Genomic DNA, 17115 nt, shown 5'->3' with positions numbered 1-17115 from the left:
CTGTGTGTTATGCTAGCAATGGCGATAGGGCGAATCCGGGAAAATCAGGCAGAGAAGATGCGGAGCCTAGTAGCTTAAAAAGGAGAAGAAAAGCATCTCTAATATGGGCAAAAAGTTACAGGCCGGATGATTAAGAAGTCATTTTAGGGCTAGTGGGATTAGTGCGCCCTTTTTTAGGATTTAAAAAAAGAGAGATACCGTTATCCTTGCTAAACAACTGAATGATAATGTTTAAAAAAATTTATTTATAATATTTTTAGCAATTTTCATTCTGAAAAAGGGTACATTGCAAAAAGCATGTCATTAAAATATATTGCAAAAAAAGAAAAATAATGTTAATATGTTATTTGTAAATAAGCATATATTACAAAAAAGGAGCTTTCCTGTAATAAAAAATCTGGTCTTTGAAAAAAGAAGATACCTCGATTAGAATATGTCTGTGCCAGAGGAATGCACAATCGCTAATTCTATTGATGACTGATATTTAACGGCCGATGATGGCAGCAGCGTAAAAAAATACCCACCGCATGAGGCTATAATACGCTGCGCTCTTTTTTGCCTGTCAAGGTAGAAATTAAAATCTTATTGAGGGAGTGGTGTGTATGAAGAAAAGTCAAAGATTAATACTTTTTTTATTAACAATTATTATTTTTAATACATTAACGCCTGTATACGCAAGTGATGCCGATATTTATCGAGCAGCCCTTAATGCAGGGAAAAAGGCAAGAAAAGATCTAAAGATAGGAATAAAGAAAGGCAAAGAAAATTTTATTAAAGGAGCAATAACTGGAATTAAAAGTATAGATAAACAGTTAAAAAACGGAGAGATAAGTGCAGGCACTGTCGGAGTATTATATTTAAAAGGGCTGGTATCTGAGGAGTTTGCCAAAAAACATATGCCGCAAAGGCAATTTAAGGCATTAAAAAAAGCAACACAACAATCAGATCTAATAACGTTTTTTTCGCCTTCAAACTGGGTAGGTGATAGACCGAAAAATATACCGGAGGCTTTAAAACTAATATTTGAAAAATCAACGGATATTAAAGATTTTATTGATACTTATAGGGAATTAAAAGATGATGAAAATCCATTGAAAATCTCAGAAAAAGAATTAAATAAATTTTTAAAAAAGTGATTACAGGGTAAATATCAGGCTGCTAAGCGCATATAATTTTTCCGGGAGGGGAAGACATGCGCAAAGGCGGTCTTTTTTTATTGTTACTGACCACTATCCTGTTTTTACTGCCGATTATCATCGGCTGGTGGCTGTACAGGCAGGAACCTGGTTTGCCTGGACCTGAAATAAAAATCTACAGTCACCGAGAACAAAAGGTGTTGACTCTGAGCCTGGAGGAATATGTAGTGGGTGTGGTAGGGGCAGAAATGCCGGCGGCTTTTCACCCGGAGGCTCTAAAAGCCCAGGCGGTAGCAGCCCGGACTTACGCCTGGGAAAGACTAGAGCGGGCCCGGGAGCTGGAGGATTTCGCCCGCAGTCATGCCGGAGCGGTCCTCTGTGATGATCCGGCGCATACGATGGCCTGGCTGGAGGAAGAGGAAATTCTGGCCAAATGGCCCCGCAGCCAGGCAGGACGCTATTATCAGAAAATCCGGGAAGCAGTCAGCGCTACTGCCGGACAAATACTTCTCTATCAGGGAAAACCCATTCAGGCTCTTTTTCATGCATCCTGTGGCGGGCTGGGCACGGAATCAGCGCTTGAAGTCCGGGGGCAGGATATTCCCTACCTGGCAGGAGCAGCCTGTCCGAAAACTGAGGCTCAGGATTTTCCGCCTCAGCGTCAGCGTGTACCGGCAGCCATCAGTGTCCTCAGTACCAGTCAGCATGGCACAGTGCTGCAGGCTCAGGTTAATGACCGTTCGGTAGCAGGAAGGGAGATCCGTAATCGCTTTCAGCTGCCATCAGCCCGCTTCCGGGTGCTGGAGGTAAGGGCCGGGGTAAGTTTGCTGGAAATCAGCGGTTATGGCCATGGGCTGGGGCTATGCCAGCGGGGGGCCAATCTCTGGGGCCAGCAGGGCTGGGATTATCAGCGGATATTGCAACATTATTACCAAGGGACAGAAATAAAAAAATTGTATTGACTTTCTGAAAACGTTTTCCTATAATAAAATTAGAAAGGGGGAGGGTAATGCCAGTAACGATCAAAGATGTTGCCAGAGAGGCGGGAGTATCGGTTTCTACCGTTTCCCGGGTACTAAATAACAGCAAACCGGTAAGTTCGGAAATCCGGGCCCGGGTTCTGGCGGCAGTAAATAAATTGAACTTTCAGCCCAACTCCCTGGCCCGCAGTCTGGTTCTGAAAAAAACCAGGCTGATCGGGGTTTTGGTCCCGGATATAGCTAACCCCTTTTTCCCGGTGGCTATCGCCGGGATTGAGGAAATTGCCAATATGTATGGCTACAATATCCTGTTGTTCAACACCTTCGGACAGATTGAGAAAGAATTGCAATATCTCAATATTTTAAAGGAAAAACAGGTAGATGGTATCATCAAAATGAGTACACAGGTTACAGAAAAACACGAGGAATATTTTGAAAGCACTTCTATTCCAATGGTAGTTACCAGCAATTGTACCGAACGGGAAGATGTGCCCTGTGTAGTAATTGATGATGTAAGAGCTGCCTATGATGCTACCTCCTATCTGATTTCCCTGGGTCATAAGCGAATCGGCATGATTAGCGGCCCTCTGGATGACAGCGCCGGACGGGATCGTTTTTTGGGCTATCAGCAGGCAATGCTGGAACATAAACTGAATATTGACTTCAACTTGCTCAAACAAGGGAACTTCAAGGTGGATAGCGGCAAAAAAGCAATGGAAGAAATTTTGCGGACTGTAGCCAGAGAGGAGTTGCCAACCGCCATTTTTGCAGCCAATGATGAAATGGCGATAGGCGCTATTGGAGTGCTACTGGATAATGGGCTAAGAGTGCCGGAAGATATCTCGGTGATGGGTTTTGATGATATTTTTATTGCCCCTGTTTTCCGACCGGCTTTGACCACAGTGAAGCAGCCTATATATGATATTGGGGCGGTAGCCGCCAGAAAACTGGTAAAGCTAATTGAAGGAGAAAAATTAAGTGAAACAAAGACAGTCTTGCCCTATCACATAATAGAACGTAATTCTTGCCGTAGAATATAAATTTTTTTAAGGTGTAGGAAAACGGTTTCCTAATTAGGGGGTGAGATGGCAAATAAAAAGGTGGTGTTTAGTTTCATTTAAAAATCAATTTAGATGGAGGAGGAGAACAAATGTCGAAGTGGAGAAAGGTAACCAGTATCGCCCTTGCCGCTGTCATGGCTTTTTCTCTCACTGCCTGCGGTACCGGCAAGCAAGCAGCAGAAGCACCCAAAACTGAGAACAAGCAAGCTACTGAACAACCGGCAGAAAAGGTAAAACTCATTTACGCTCGGGGTAAAGATGTCACCGGTGCTACCGAAAAAATTGTAGAGGCATTCGAAAAGAAATACCCCAACATTGATGTGGAATTCCGGGAAATGCCGGCTGATACCGGGCAAAGCCATGACCAGTATGTAACCATGTTCAGTGCCAAATCTTCTGAAATCGATGTTTTTGACCTGGACGTAATTTGGCCTGCTGAATTCGCTCAGGCTGGCTATCTCTTGCCCCTGGATCGGTTTATTGAAAAAGATCAGATTGATATGAGTAAGTACATCAAAGGTGCTGTCGAAGCCGGTAACTACAATGGTCAGCAGTGGACCATGCCCAAGTTTATTGATACCGGTTTGCTCTACTACCGGAAAGATATCGTGAAGCAGCCGCCCAAAACCTGGGATGAGCTGATCGCTCAAGCTCGTCAGTACAAAGGGAAAGGCGGAACTCAGTTTGGCTACCTGATGCAAGCCAAGCAATATGAAGGTCTGGTCTGTAATTTTGTAGAGTTCAATGCTGCTTATGGTGGTAAGATTCTGGACGAAAATGGCAATGTAGTCATCAATAACCCCAATAGCATCAAAGCCTTAAAGAAAATGATGGAAATCGTCAAGTCTGACATTGTGCCCAAGAATATCACTACCTTTACCGAACTGGAATCTCACACTGCCTTCATTGAAGGACAGGCACCTTTCATCCGCAACTGGCCCTATATGTATGCCCTGGCCCAGGACAAAACCCAGTCCAAAGTTGTAGACAAAGTGGCTATCGCTCCGCTGCCGGCAGGGGATGCTGGTTCTGCTGCTACCCTGGGTGGCTGGATGACCGGTATTAACAAGTACACCAAACATCCCAAGGAAGCCTGGGAGTTTGTTAAGTTCATGACTGGTCCGGAAGGCCAGAAGATCACTGCTATCTATGGCGGTTCTGCTCCTACTCTGTTGCCTGTTTATGATGATCCGGAAGTGCAAAAAGCCAGCCCGCTCTTCGCCAATAAAGACTTCATTAATGGTGTAAGTGCAGCTGTGCCGCGTCCTAGTTCCCCCATCTATCCCAAGATTTCTGAAATCATCCAGATCGAAGTCTCCAAGGCTCTGGCCGGTCAGCAAACTGCTGAGCAGGCAGTTCAGAACATGGAGAAGAAAATGAAAGAGGCCATTGGCAAATAAAATACCATGAAAGCGCTGTTGAGGGAGGGATTTCCTCCTCCCTCAACAGCGGGTTTTCATGGTTTTTTTTCTCACCTGAAAGGTTGTAAAAAACAGGAAGTTGGTGAATGCGATGAAACCGGGTAAAGGCAAAGGCTTATCGGAAAAACAGATAGGTTATCTGATGGTATTGCCTGCACTCCTGATGATTACGGTTATTGCCATCTGGCCAGTGCTGCGTTCTTTCTGGCTGAGTATGTTTGATATTCGCCTCAATGACCCGGCCCGGACGGCTGTACATCTCAATTACGGGCTGGATATGGAAAGATATGTGGAAACCATGCCGGCTCTAATCCGGGTGTTAAATAAAAAGAGCGCAGAGGCAGCCGGAGAGGCTCTAACTGCCCTGACGGATTTGAAAACAGCAGCGGAAAATTTGCAAAAGGAATTGAACCGGGATCCAGAAATTGCTAAAAGATATGAAGAGATTGACAAACTGCTCTATGATTTTCAGCCTGTGCCTGAACAGTTAAAATATCTGGAAGTAAAAAAAGAACAAGCAATCTTGATTAAAACCCAGCTGGCCAGTATTCAGGGAAAAATTGATGCCTTAAGCAAAGCTAAAACCATCGAAAAACCCGAGGAAATCCTCGGTCCACTGCAGGGATTGCGGGCAGCTATGATTGAACCAAACTATCTCGGTCTAACCTACTACAAAACCTTTTTCAAGGAGCCCCGGCTCTGGGCAGCTCTATTTAATACCTTTTTCTTTACGGTTGTTTCAGTATTTATTGAACTGGTGCTGGGCCTGTGGATTGCCCTGCTGATCAATAAACAGTTTAAAGGCCGCGGACTGGTCAGGGCAGCAGTGCTGATTCCCTGGGCCATTCCCACAGTAATCTCGGCCTTAATGTGGAAATTTATGTACGATGGACAGAACGGAATCGTAGCCAGGTTTTTTGAAACCATTGGCCTGGTTAATGATATGAGTGTGTTGTTAACCACCAAATGGGGGGCTATGTTCTCGGTTATCTTTGCTGATGTGTGGAAAACTACGCCCTTTATGGCGTTACTCTTATTTGCCGGTTTGCAGACCATTCCTGACTCTCTCTATGAATCAGCGGAGGTAGAGGGGGCCAGCAAAACCCAGCAATTTTTCTACATTACTTTGCCTATGCTGAAATCCACCATTCTGGTAGCGCTCCTGTTCCGGACCCTGGATGCGTTCCGGGTCTTTGACCTGATTTATGTACTAACCGGTGGTGGCCCGGCTAACTCTACCGAAACTATTTCCATCTATGCTTACAAAACCATGTTTGCGCAGATGAATTTCGGGGCCGGTTCTGCTCTCTCGGTCATAGTCTTTCTGTGTATAGCTATTATCAGTTTGATTTTCATCAAAGTTCTCGGCGCTGACCTGATCGGCGATAATCGAGGCAGGTAGGGGGTGGCAGCAAATGATTCAGAAAAAGGCAGGGCCGTTGTTTTATCTCTTTCTGGTGGGTTTCCTGTTTGTAATTATGTTTCCCTTTTTCTGGCAGTTAGTCGCTTCCATCAAACCGCCCGGTGAACTGTTTGGAGACAGGGCTTTTAATGTACTGATTGAGAATCCCACCATTGAAAACTATATCCGGGTCTTCAGTGCTCGACCCTTTGGCAGATATCTCTGGAACAGTTTCGTAGTAGCTTCCACTACCACTCTGGTCAGTATTGTTATCGCCTCAATTGCTGCCTATGCTATTGCCTGGGTAAAATTCAGCGGCAAAGCCATCGTACTGGGGATAGTGCTGGCGGTATCCATGTTCCCTCAAATCGCTACCATTTCTCCCATCTTTCTGTTTTTACAGTCGGTGGGACTAACCAATAGCTATCTGGGGCTGATTTTGCCCTATACTACTTTTGCTCTGCCGCTGGCTATCTGGAACCTGACTGCTTTCTTCCGTAAAATTCCCTACGACCTGGCTGAGGCAGCCAAAGTGGATGGAGCCAGTATCTTGCAGACTCTAACCAGAGTCTTTTTCCCGCTGGCCTTGCCCGGGATTTTTACTACAGCGATCCTGGTCTTTATTGCAGCCTGGAATGAATTTCTCTTTGCCCTGACTATCAACACTGAAGAGGCAATGAAAACGGTACCGGTAGGGATTGCCATGTTCCAGGGGCAGTATACCATGCCCTGGGGTGAGATTGCGGCAGCTTCCATTGTGGTTACCGTCCCGCTGGTAATCATGGTATTGATCTTCCAGAAACGGATTGTATCAGGCTTAACCGCAGGAGCAGTTAAAGAATGATGGGAGGAGAGGACGGATGAAAAAAGCCTGGTGGAAAGAAGCGGTTGTATATCAGATTTATCCCCGCAGTTTTATGGACAGCAATGGGGATGGCATCGGGGATTTGCGGGGAATTATCTCCAAACTGGATTATCTGCAGGAGCTGGGGGTGAATGTAATCTGGCTCTGCCCGGTTTATAAATCCCCCAATGATGATAATGGCTATGATATCAGTGATTATCGGGATATCATGACGGAATTCGGCACCCTGGCCGACTGGGAGGAACTGCTGGCCGAGGTCCATAAGCGGGGGATGAAACTGATCATGGACCTGGTGGTAAACCACACCTCGGATGAACATCCCTGGTTTATCGAATCCCGCAAGTCCAGGGATAATCCCTACCGGGATTACTACATCTGGCGGCCAGGCAAGGATGGCCGGGAACCCAACAACTGGCGTTCCTTTTTCAGCGGCTCGGCCTGGGAGTATGATGAAACAACGGGGGAATATTATCTCCACCTCTTCTCCAGAAAGCAGCCGGATTTAAACTGGGAAAATCCCCGTTTGCGGGCAGAAATCTATGAGATGATGAAATGGTGGCTGGACAAGGGGATTGACGGGTTCCGCATGGATGTGATCAATGCCATCTCCAAGGTTCCGGGTTTGCCAGATGCACCCAAACGCAGTGATGACCCCTACCAGTGGGGAACAGAGTATTTCATTAACGGGCCCCGTATTCATGAGTTCCTGCAGGAAATGAAACGGGAAGTGCTGGACCACTATGATATCATGACCGTGGGGGAAACACCCTTTGTCACTCCCGAAGATGCCATCAAATACACCCATGAGGAAACGGGGACCCTGAACATGGTTTTCCAGTTCCAGCACATGGATGTGGATATGGCACCCAATAGCACTAAAGGGAAGTGGGAGCTCTATCCCTGGAAATTAACGGACTTGAAAAAAATCATCACCACCTGGCAAAAAGAGCTGGAAGGCAAAGGCTGGAACAGTATCTATCTGGAAAACCATGACCAGCCCCGTTCTGTCTCCCGCTTCGCTGATGATGGGGAGTACCGGGTGCCATCTGCCAAAATGCTGGCCACTTTCCTGCTCACTCTGCAGGGTACACCTTACATTTATCAGGGTCAGGAAATCGGCATGACCAATGTCAAATTCGATTCCATTGAGGACTACCGGGACATTGAAACCCTGAACATGTATCGGGAGGAACTGGCGAAAGGAAGTAAGCCGGAGGAAATCCTGCCCTTGATTCATGCCAAGGGCCGGGATAATGCCCGTACCCCCATGCAGTGGGATGCCAGTGAAAATGCGGGCTTTACCGGTGGTCAGCCCTGGATCAAAGTCAACCCCAACTACCGGGAAATCAATGTGGCCCAGGCCTTAATGGACCCCGATTCCGTATTTCACTATTACAAGCGCTTGATTCGCCTGCGCAAGGAAATGCCGGTTTTCGTATATGGTACCTATGACTTGCTGCTGCCTGAAGATGAACAAATCTATGCTTATACCAGAACCCTGGGAGAAGAAAAACTGCTGGTGGTGCTGAACTTCTCCGCGGCTACCCCTCTTTTCACCATGCCGGCAGAACTGGAGCGGTTTAGCCAGCGGCAATTGCTGATTGTCAACTACCCGGTAAACGATGAGGAAAGCAGGGAATTCCGGCTCCGTCCGTATGAAGCCCGGGTCTATCGGTTCAGTAATGGCACAGACAGGAGGTAATGGCGATGGCCAAAGTCCGATTTGAACATATCTACAAGCGCTATGGCCAGCAAACCATTGTTAAGGATTTCAATCTCGAAATCAAGGATAAGGAATTTCTGGTGTTTGTCGGTCCTTCCGGTTGTGGTAAATCCACTACCCTGCGCATGGTGGCCGGTCTGGAAGAAATTTCCGAAGGCAATCTATATATTGACGACCGGCTGGTCAATCATTTGCCACCGAAAGAACGGGATGTGGCCATGGTATTTCAAAACTATGCCCTCTATCCCCATATGAATGTTTATGAGAACATGGCTTTTGGATTGAAATTGCGGAATGTACCCAAAGAGGAAATCGACCGCCGGGTGCGGGAAGCGGCACGCATTTTGCAGATCGAACATTTACTGGAACGGAAACCCAAAGCCCTGTCCGGGGGTCAGAGGCAGCGGGTAGCCATGGGGAGGGCTATTGTGCGGGAACCCAAAGTCTTCCTGATGGATGAGCCCCTTTCCAACCTGGATGCCAAACTGCGGGTGCAGATGCGGACGGAAATCATCAAACTGCACCGGCGGCTGGAGTCCACTATCATTTATGTTACCCATGACCAGACGGAAGCGATGACCATGGGTGACCGCATTGTGGTGATGAAGGATGGGGTGATCCAGCAGGTGGATACACCTTTAAATCTCTATCACCATCCCTGTAATAAATTTGTTGCCGGGTTTATCGGTTCTCCGGCCATGAATTTCCTGGAATGTACCGTTAAACTGGAAGGTGAGACGGTCTCCCTGAATTTCGGTAATTTCGAGCTGGCAGTGCCCCAGGGGAAAGGGGAAAAATTGCAGAAGTATATTAATCAGCGGATAATTTTCGGGATCCGGCCCGAGGACATTCACGATGAGGCGGTGGTGCTGGAAGCATATCCTCACAGCCAGGTGGAAGCGGTCATTGATGTGGTAGAACTGATGGGGGCTGAAACTTATCTCTATCTTTCTGCCGACACCCATAACTTTACCGCCCGCCTGGATGGCCGTTCCCAGTATCGGGCCGGGGAAAAAGTACGGCTGGCCATTGATATGAACAAAATGCATGCCTTTGATAAAGAAACCGAAGAAGCGATTTTGTAAAGCGGGGGACTGCTAATGATAGTTTGTATCGGCGAGGCTTTAATAGATTTTGTGCCCACAGTGTTAGGCCAGGCCCTGCGGGATGTGGAAACCTTCAGTAAAAAAGCCGGAGGAGCTCCCGCTAATGTAGCTGCCGGGATTGCCAAACTGGGGGGTAAAGCGGCCTTTATTGGCAAAGTGGGAGCTGATGAATTCGGCCGCTTCCTGGAGAAAACCCTGGCGGAATTGGGGGTTGATACCAGCGGAATGCTGTTTTCCGAGGAGGCCAACACCGGCCTGGCCTTTGTTTCTCTGCGGGCTGACGGGGAGCGGGATTTCCTCTTTTACCGCCGTCCCAGTGCCGATATGCTGCTTCGGCCCGAGGAAATCCGGCAGGACCTACTAGCCCGGGCCCGGATTGTCCACTTTGGTTCTGTCACGTTGATTAGCGAGCCGGCTGCTTCTGCCACTCTGGCAGCGGTAAAACGGGCTAAAGAGCTGGGGGCGTTAGTTGCTTTTGATCCTAATCTCCGCCTCAACCTCTGGCCTTCAGCTGAAATGGCCCGGGAGCGGATCCTGGCAGTCCTGCCACTGGCTGACCTGGTCAAGGTCAGTGAAGAAGAACTGGAGTTTCTTGCTGGCCATGCGGGGGAGAACCGGGAGGCGGCCTGCCAGCAGCTGCTGGCTGCTGGCCCCCGTCTGGTGGTGGTAACCCTGGGAGCGAAAGGCGCCTTGCTCTGCAGCCGGGAGCAGGTACTGCAGCTGAATGGGTTTGAGGTGACGGCCATTGATACCACCGGGGCTGGAGATGCCTTCTGGGCGGCTTTTCTCACCCGGCTGGAGGAAATGCTGGTAACCGGACGTCAACTGTCCGGATTAACTGAAGGGGAGTGGCAGGAGGTCCTGACCTTTGCCAACCGGGTAGGGGCGCTGACCACTACCCGGCCGGGGGCAATTGCTGCTATACCCACCCGGGCGGAGGTGGAGGCAGAACTGGCAGCAGCTCCTGTAACCAGTGCGGACTACATTCGTCAGGTGACTGTTGAACTGCCGGAAGGGCTGCTGGGAAGAAGCGCCGCTCTATTTGTCCAAACAGCCGGAAAATATGAGGCGTTATTGAAAATAGGCTACCAGAATAAACTGGTGGATGCCAAAAGTATTCTCGGGGTGATGGTGCTGGGGGTGCGACCAGGGGAACAGGTAACTCTGTATGCCGACGGCCCGGAAGCAGCCGAAGCCCTGGAAACACTGACTTCTTTCTTACAAGGCAAGACAGGGAGCGAAAGTTGAGATGAAACAACAGACAGCAACACCAATTTACCCCCTCGATGAATGGAAGATCATTGAAGAGAGATTCCGACCTGAAGATAATCTGCGCAATGAATCCATCTTCGCCACCGGCAATGGCTATATCGGGATGCGGGGAAATTTTGAAGAAGGCTATGAGGGCCCGGAAGGGACCTCGGTGAATGGCACCTATCTGAATGGTTTTTTTGATTCAGAGCCCATTATTTACGGGGAAGAAGCTTATGGTTATGCCAGAAACCGGCAAACCATGCTGAATGTAACCGATGGCAAAATCATGCAGGTATTGGTGGATGACCAGCCTTTCAGTCTCTTTCGTGGGCGCATTCTGGCTTACCGGCGGGAACTGGATTTAAAGACCGGTTTGCTTACCCGTGAGGTGACCTGGGAGGCCCCTGCAGGCCAGCAGGTACGCTTGCGCTTTCAACGTCTGGTATCATTACAACGTAAACACCTGGCGGCTCTGACCTGTGAAGTGGAAGCTCTCAACTTTAATGGGGAAATTACCTTTATCTCCGCTCTGAATGGAGACGTGCGCAACCAGGTCAGCAAGGGGGATCCCCGCACCGGTTCCGGTTTTCAGGGCCAGGTCCTTATGACAGAAGGGAAAGGGGCTGAGGGTGACTTTGCCGCCCTCCGTCAACGAACCAAAACTACCGCCTTTGCCCTGGTCTGTGCTATGGAAAATGCGATAGAGGCCAGCCGGGAAGGAAAGCGGGAAAAGGTTGAAGCAGAACAACTGGTGGGCTTTCGCTATACCCTGCCGGTGAAGCAGGGGGAAAAAGTGAGACTGGAGAAATATTTGGCCTATTATACCTCCCGGGATTATCCGGAAGGGGAATTGCTGACTCGCGCTCAGGCAACTGTAGAGGAAGCCAGGAACCTCGGCTTTACTGCCCTGGCAGAGGAGCAACGCCAGTATCTGGCTGCTTTTTGGCAAGTAGCAGATATTGAAATTAAAGGGGATGCCGCCCTGCAGCAGGGACTGCGTTTCAATGCCTTCCAGCTGCTGCAATCCGCTGGCCGGGATGGCAGGACCAATATCGGAGCCAAAGGTCTGACTGGTGAAGGCTACGAAGGCCACTATTTTTGGGATACGGAAATCTATATTCTGCCCTTTTTCCTCTATACCAGTCCGGAAATTGCCCGGTCGCTGCTGGCCTATCGCTATCACATTCTGAACAAAGCCCGGGAGCGGGCCCGGCAAATGTCCCAGCGGGGGGCCCTCTTCCCCTGGCGGACCATTGATGGGGAAGAGACTTCCGCTTACTATCCGGCCGGTACTGCCCAGTATCATATCAATGCTGCCGTCATCTATGCCCTGAAAAAATATCTGCAGGCCACCGGGGATCTGGAGTTTTTCCTGCAGGCCGGGGCGGAAATGCTGTTTGAAACCGCCCGGTTCTGGGTCGACCTGGGAGATTATATCCCCAGAAAAGGCAACCGCTTCTGTATCAACGGGGTAACCGGCCCGGATGAGTATACCGCCATTGTCAATAACAACGCCTATACCAACCTGATGGCCAAAGACCATCTGGAGTTCGCTGCCCGCATGGCGAACTGGCTGCAGAGGGAATATCCGGAGCAGTACCAGGTCCTGGCGGCCAAAATCGGGCTTCAGCCTGAGGAAGTGGCGGCATGGCAGCGAGCAGCCGGGCTTATGTACCTTCCCTATGATGAAGAACTGGGCATTCTGGCCCAGGATGATTCCTTCCTGGACAAGGCGGTCTGGGATTTTGCCGGCACTCCGGCTGATAAATACCCCTTGTTGCTCCACTATCACCCCCTGGTGATTTATCGCCATCAGGTGCTGAAGCAGGCTGATGTGGTACTGGCCCTCTTCCTGCAGGGCAACCGTTTCTCCCTGGCGGAGAAAAAGCGCAACTATGATTATTACGAGCCCCTGACCACCCATGATTCATCTCTCTCGCCCTGTATTTACAGCATCATGGCGGCTGAGATCGGGTACAAGGACAAGGCTTATCATTATTTTATGCAGACCGCCCGCCTAGATCTGGATGATTACCATGGCAATGTCAAGGATGGTCTGCATATGGCGGCCATGGCCGGGGCCCGCCTGGCCCTGGTCTGCGGTTTTGGCGGCATGCGGGAATATGACGGCAAGCTTTACTTTAATCCCATTATACCGGAGAAATGGGAGGGCTATAGCTTCAAAGTCCGGTTCCAGCACCGCCTGTTGCAGGTGCAGGTGACAGCCGAAGAGGCAGTCTATACTTTACTGACAGGAGAACCCCTGACCATCTACCATCGACAGCAGGAGCTGCAGCTGCTCGCTGGTCGGCCGGTGGCGGTCAGTATCAAGCCCCGCCTGGAGGCGGTGATTTTTGACCTGGATGGGGTAATCACTGATACCGCCGAATACCACTACCTGGCCTGGAAGCGGCTGGCCGAGGAGCTGGGGCTGGCCTTTGACCGGGCCCTGAATGAACAGCTGAAAGGGATTGGCCGCAAGGAATCCCTGGAGATTATCCTGCAGGCCAATGGCAAAACCGCGGCGGAAGCGGAAAAGGAAGAGTGGATCGCCAGGAAAAACCGGTATTATCTGGAGCTGCTAGAGCAGCTAACGCCGGCGGCGGTGGCACCAGGGGTGCTGGCCCTGCTGCAGGAGTTGAAGGCTCATGGGATCAAGATCGCTCTGGCTTCAGCCAGCAAAAATGCGCCGCTGGTGCTGGAGAAACTGCAACTGACCCGGTATTTTGATGTAATTGTAGATGCGGGCGCAGTAAAAAAAGGCAAACCCGATCCGGAGATTTTCCTGACCGCTGCCGAACAGCTGCAGGTGCATGGGGGAAACTGTCTGGGAATCGAGGATGCTGCAGCCGGGATTGCTGCTATCAAGGCTGCCGGGATGGTAGCGGTCGGTGTAGGCGATAAGGCAACTCTCCCGGCAGCGGATCTGGTAGTCAAAACAATGAATGAACTGAATTTGTCTAAACTGCAAGCATGCTTTACAGGTGTCCGTTAAGGCACCTGTTTTTCTTTTGCTTTATGTTTAAGAGATATAAAAAAAGGGAAAAATCAAGGATAAGGAGGTGGTTTTTATGAGCTGGTGGAGAAAAATTATCGACTGGCCCTGGTGGCCGGATGCTCTGGAAAGGCAAAAGAACTGGCGGCGGCGCTGGCTGCTGGGCTGGAGTATCTGGGGGATAGCTATTACTGGCTTGGTCCTGGCGGGTACATATGCCTGGTGGTTTAACCGGACTTATCAGGATCATGTAACTGTGACCCGGGCGGTACAGGATGACCTGAGCAGCACTGCCACATGGGTTAAACCGGCGACGGTGCTGGCCCGGCAAACCGGAGAGGAAACGCAAGCTAAGCGGGCGGTAGAGCCTGCCCGGTCCCGGGAGGAAAAAAAGAAAAAAATTTCCCGCTACCAGGTATACACCCGGACACAGGTGGGGAATAATATAGTAGGGAAGGAACTCCCCTCTCCCAGATTTCCGCTGGCAGGTGGACAACTTATTTTCGGCTATGGCCAGATTTACTGGCCGGTTTTCGGGGACTACCGTTTCCACCACGGGGTGGATATCCGCCCGGCGGAAAACAATAACCTGGTGCGGGCGGTGTGGCCCGGTCAGGTCAAGACCATTCGCGATGGCAGTGAAGGACCGGAACTGGTCCTGAGCCATGCCCAGGGTTGGGAAACGGTATATGGCAACCTGCAGGGCATCAAGGTGCGAATGGGTCAGCGGGTGGAAGGCGGCCAGGTCTTAGGCCTGGTAGCACCGGGTGAGTTGCTCCATTTTGCTGCCAGCCAGCGGGGAGAAGCGGTGAATCCTGCGGTTATCTTCCCTTAACAAGCTACCCTCATTCTTTTCATATCCCCTATCCCCTTTCTTGGCAACCGTTCTGGTTGCCTTTTTTTTATTCTTCCTTTGATGAAACGTTCTTCGAATATTGAACATAATCTGTAACAATAGGCGCTCCAAGAGCCCGGTTAGTTTCGCTTGAAAGGAGTCATAAGCTATGGATGACAGGTTTGAATCACGATTTTTTCGTCAATCAGATCCCAAAATGAAAGAATTCATCTTTACTCTCCCCCCAGCATGGTGGAGCCGTTGTTATGAATACCCCTGGGCCAGTAAGTTTGTTGAATCCAGTGATACGGTACTTGATGCTGGCTGCGGTATTAGTCATCCCTTTAAATTCTTTCTTTCCGATACATGTCGCGAAGTGCATGCCTGTGACATTGACGAACGCATTTTGTCATCCACCGCTATCCTCCAGGAGATTGAAGCGGACTTTGGTCAAGAAGAGGTCACTAAATTTCCCTTACGTCACTTTGATAACATCCACTTTGCTAAAGCGGATCTGGCTAAACTTCCTTATGAAAAGGGAAAATTTGATAAGATATTCTGCATTTCCGTCCTGGAGCACTTAAATACGAAGGTGATGCAGTCTATTCTAAAAGAATTTAAAAGGACCCTTAAAGATACAGGCTTAATTATTTTGACTTTCGACTACCCAACGATTAATTTAGATACTTTCATAAACATAATCACTGAAGTTGGCTTAAAATTTAATGGATCTGTTTCACTTACACTGCCAGATGACGCAGTCTTTAGTGATCTATATGGCCGACTCTATTGCTATCGTGCGGTTTTAAGAAAAGGTTAGCACTTTGAGACGCTATCAACCTGGCTTTTTGCTATATTACCCGACAAGTGGCTTCTTTTCTCATTCCCTGCAGCATATATATCTATTAGCAATGGCTGTAGGGGGGTTGAGGACGGGATGCAAGAATACATCAGGAAACGGGTCCTGGATATCAGCAATTATATTCTGGAGTCGGGGGCAACGGTGCGGCAGGCAGCCCAGGTCTTCGGCGTCAGCAAATCCACCGTGCATAAGGATATAACCGAGCGGTTACCGACCATTAATAAACGCCTGGCAGCCCAGGTCAAAAAAATCCTGGAAAACAACAAGGCAGAACGTCATATTCGGGGCGGGGAGGCGACCAGAAAAAAATATCAGGAAAATGCTGAATAACAGTAAGAAAAAGAGGATTTTCCCCTTTTTAGTAGAAATAAATTATATTTAGACGAAACTGGGCGTAATAGAATATTTGAAAGGGGAAAAGAAGAGAATGTTCGGCTTCGGCATGGATATCGGTGTGGATCTGGGCACTGCCAGTGTGCTGGTATATATAAGGGGGAAAGGGATTGTTTTGCACGAACCCTCTGTGGTCGCCATCAACAAGGATACCGGCAAAGTGATTGCTGTCGGGGAGGAAGCCCGGCGCATGATCGGGCGGACCCCGGGCAATATTGTGGCTATTCGCCCTTTGCGGGACGGTGTTATCGCCGATTATGACGTAACGGAAAAAATGCTGCGCTATTTTATCAACAAAGCCGTCGGCCGCAAATTTATTTTGCCTTTTTTCCGGCCCCGCATTATGGTGTGTATTCCCTCCGGTGTAACGGGGGTAGAGGAACGGGCAGTCAGACAGGCCGCCATTCAGGCCGGGGCCAGGCAGGCGGCGCTGATTGAGGAACCCCTGGCAGCAGCCCTGGGGGCAGGGATTGAGATTTCCGAACCCAGTGGCTCCATGGTGGTGGACATCGGCGGGGGTACCACCGATATTGCCGTTCTTTCCCTGGGGGGCATAGTGGTGAGCAAATCCCTGCGGGTCGGCGGAGACAAGTTTGATGAGGCTATTATGCGCTATATTCGGCGAGAATTCAACCTGATGATCGGAGAGCGGACGGCAGAAGAGCTGAAAATCCAGATCGGCACTGCCTATCCGGCCGCCAAACGGGATAACAGCGTTTACGAGATTCGCGGTCGGGACCTGGTTTCCGGTTTGCCCAAGAATGTGCAGGTAACCAGCCAGCATACCTATGAAGCACTGCAGGAAGCGGTGGAACAGGTAGTAAGCTCGGTCAAGGAAGTGCTGGAAAAAACCCCGCCGGAGCTGGCGGCAGATATAATGAACAAGGGAATTGTCATGACGGGGGGAGGTTCTCTCCTGCATGGCCTCAGTACCCTGATCAGCAAGGAGACAGGCCTGCCGGTCTATATTGCCGATGATCCTCTTTCCTGTGTAGCCCTAGGAACAGGGAAAGCCCTGGTTAACTACGATGTAGTAGCCAAAAACAACCGGTCCTATCGGAAAGTGCTGTAAGCGGTGGTGA

14 protein-coding genes are annotated in these 17115 nt (G+C 49.5%); all 14 read left to right on the top strand.

Going from position 1 to position 17115, the window contains the following annotated elements; genetic code table 11:
• Positions 1-602 precede the first annotated feature (602 nt).
• Positions 603-1136: a hypothetical protein gene (locus B5D20_RS05480; RefSeq protein ID WP_078665223.1), complete on the top strand. Its 534-nt coding sequence runs from the start codon at positions 603-605 to the stop codon at positions 1134-1136.
• A 56-nt stretch (positions 1137-1192) separates the two neighbouring features.
• Positions 1193-2098 (top strand): SpoIID/LytB domain-containing protein, encoded by a 906-nt coding sequence (locus B5D20_RS05475; RefSeq protein WP_078665222.1) that lies wholly within the window; start codon positions 1193-1195, stop codon positions 2096-2098.
• Positions 2099-2145: 47 nt separating this feature from the next.
• The gene (locus B5D20_RS05470) at positions 2146-3156 is read left to right on the top strand and encodes a LacI family DNA-binding transcriptional regulator (RefSeq protein ID WP_078665221.1); all 1011 of its coding nucleotides are present in this window, start codon (positions 2146-2148) and stop codon (positions 3154-3156) included.
• A 110-nt stretch (positions 3157-3266) separates the two neighbouring features.
• Positions 3267-4577, top strand: a complete 1311-nt coding sequence (locus B5D20_RS05465) for an ABC transporter substrate-binding protein (protein WP_078665220.1) — start codon at positions 3267-3269, stop codon at positions 4575-4577.
• A gap of 112 nt (positions 4578-4689) precedes the next feature.
• Positions 4690-6000, top strand: a complete 1311-nt coding sequence (locus tag B5D20_RS05460; protein ID WP_078665219.1) for a carbohydrate ABC transporter permease — start codon at positions 4690-4692, stop codon at positions 5998-6000.
• Between the two features lie 13 nt (positions 6001-6013).
• Positions 6014-6844: a carbohydrate ABC transporter permease gene (locus tag B5D20_RS05455; RefSeq protein ID WP_200803472.1), complete on the top strand. Its 831-nt coding sequence runs from the start codon at positions 6014-6016 to the stop codon at positions 6842-6844.
• 16 nt (positions 6845-6860) lie between these two features.
• A complete protein-coding gene (locus B5D20_RS05450) occupies positions 6861-8567 on the top strand; it encodes a glycoside hydrolase family 13 protein (RefSeq protein ID WP_078665218.1) in 1707 nt (568 codons plus the stop codon).
• 5 nt (positions 8568-8572) lie between these two features.
• Positions 8573-9673 carry an ABC transporter ATP-binding protein gene (locus B5D20_RS05445; RefSeq protein ID WP_078665217.1) on the top strand — a complete coding sequence of 367 codons (1101 nt, stop codon included), beginning with the start codon at positions 8573-8575 and terminating at the stop codon, positions 9671-9673.
• A 15-nt stretch (positions 9674-9688) separates the two neighbouring features.
• A complete protein-coding gene (locus B5D20_RS05440; RefSeq protein WP_078665216.1) occupies positions 9689-10942 on the top strand; it encodes a PfkB family carbohydrate kinase in 1254 nt (417 codons plus the stop codon).
• A 1-nt stretch (position 10943) separates the two neighbouring features.
• Positions 10944-13943, top strand: coding sequence for a beta-phosphoglucomutase (gene pgmB, locus B5D20_RS05435; protein WP_078665215.1), 3000 nt, complete (start codon positions 10944-10946; stop codon positions 13941-13943).
• A 76-nt stretch (positions 13944-14019) separates the two neighbouring features.
• A complete protein-coding gene (locus B5D20_RS05430) occupies positions 14020-14778 on the top strand; it encodes a M23 family metallopeptidase (RefSeq protein ID WP_078665214.1) in 759 nt (252 codons plus the stop codon).
• A 169-nt stretch (positions 14779-14947) separates the two neighbouring features.
• Positions 14948-15598, top strand: coding sequence for a class I SAM-dependent methyltransferase (locus B5D20_RS05425; RefSeq protein ID WP_078665213.1), 651 nt, complete (start codon positions 14948-14950; stop codon positions 15596-15598).
• 117 nt (positions 15599-15715) lie between these two features.
• Positions 15716-15970 (top strand): sporulation transcriptional regulator SpoIIID, encoded by a 255-nt coding sequence (gene spoIIID / locus B5D20_RS05420; RefSeq protein WP_078665212.1) that lies wholly within the window; start codon positions 15716-15718, stop codon positions 15968-15970.
• 97 nt (positions 15971-16067) lie between these two features.
• A complete protein-coding gene (mreB, locus tag B5D20_RS05415; protein WP_078665211.1) occupies positions 16068-17105 on the top strand; it encodes a rod shape-determining protein in 1038 nt (345 codons plus the stop codon).
• Positions 17106-17115 lie beyond the last annotated feature (10 nt).

Origin of the sequence: Carboxydocella sporoproducens DSM 16521 (assembly GCF_900167165.1) — a bacterium.
Lineage (GTDB): Bacteria > Bacillota.
This window is presented reverse-complemented; position numbering and strand designations above follow the sequence as displayed.

Bases quoted from the DNA above. Each gene is read 5' to 3' on its own strand.
- B5D20_RS05460 (WP_078665219.1), top strand. From the start codon at position 4,690: ATGAAACCGGGTAAAGGCAAAGGCTTATCGGAAAAACAGATAGGTTAT.
- B5D20_RS05440 (WP_078665216.1), top strand. From the start codon at position 9,689: ATGATAGTTTGTATCGGCGAGGCTTTAATAGATTTTGTGCCCACAGTG.
- B5D20_RS05450 (WP_078665218.1), top strand. From the start codon at position 6,861: ATGAAAAAAGCCTGGTGGAAAGAAGCGGTTGTATATCAGATTTATCCC.
- B5D20_RS05445 (WP_078665217.1), top strand. From the start codon at position 8,573: ATGGCCAAAGTCCGATTTGAACATATCTACAAGCGCTATGGCCAGCAA.
- B5D20_RS05455 (WP_200803472.1), top strand. From the start codon at position 6,014: ATGATTCAGAAAAAGGCAGGGCCGTTGTTTTATCTCTTTCTGGTGGGT.
- mreB (WP_078665211.1), top strand. From the start codon at position 16,068: ATGTTCGGCTTCGGCATGGATATCGGTGTGGATCTGGGCACTGCCAGT.
- B5D20_RS05430 (WP_078665214.1), top strand. From the start codon at position 14,020: ATGAGCTGGTGGAGAAAAATTATCGACTGGCCCTGGTGGCCGGATGCT.
- spoIIID (WP_078665212.1), top strand. From the start codon at position 15,716: ATGCAAGAATACATCAGGAAACGGGTCCTGGATATCAGCAATTATATT.
- B5D20_RS05465 (WP_078665220.1), top strand. From the start codon at position 3,267: ATGTCGAAGTGGAGAAAGGTAACCAGTATCGCCCTTGCCGCTGTCATG.
- B5D20_RS05475 (WP_078665222.1), top strand. From the start codon at position 1,193: ATGCGCAAAGGCGGTCTTTTTTTATTGTTACTGACCACTATCCTGTTT.
- B5D20_RS05425 (WP_078665213.1), top strand. From the start codon at position 14,948: ATGGATGACAGGTTTGAATCACGATTTTTTCGTCAATCAGATCCCAAA.
- pgmB (WP_078665215.1), top strand. From the start codon at position 10,944: ATGAAACAACAGACAGCAACACCAATTTACCCCCTCGATGAATGGAAG.
- B5D20_RS05480 (WP_078665223.1), top strand. From the start codon at position 603: ATGAAGAAAAGTCAAAGATTAATACTTTTTTTATTAACAATTATTATT.
- B5D20_RS05470 (WP_078665221.1), top strand. From the start codon at position 2,146: ATGCCAGTAACGATCAAAGATGTTGCCAGAGAGGCGGGAGTATCGGTT.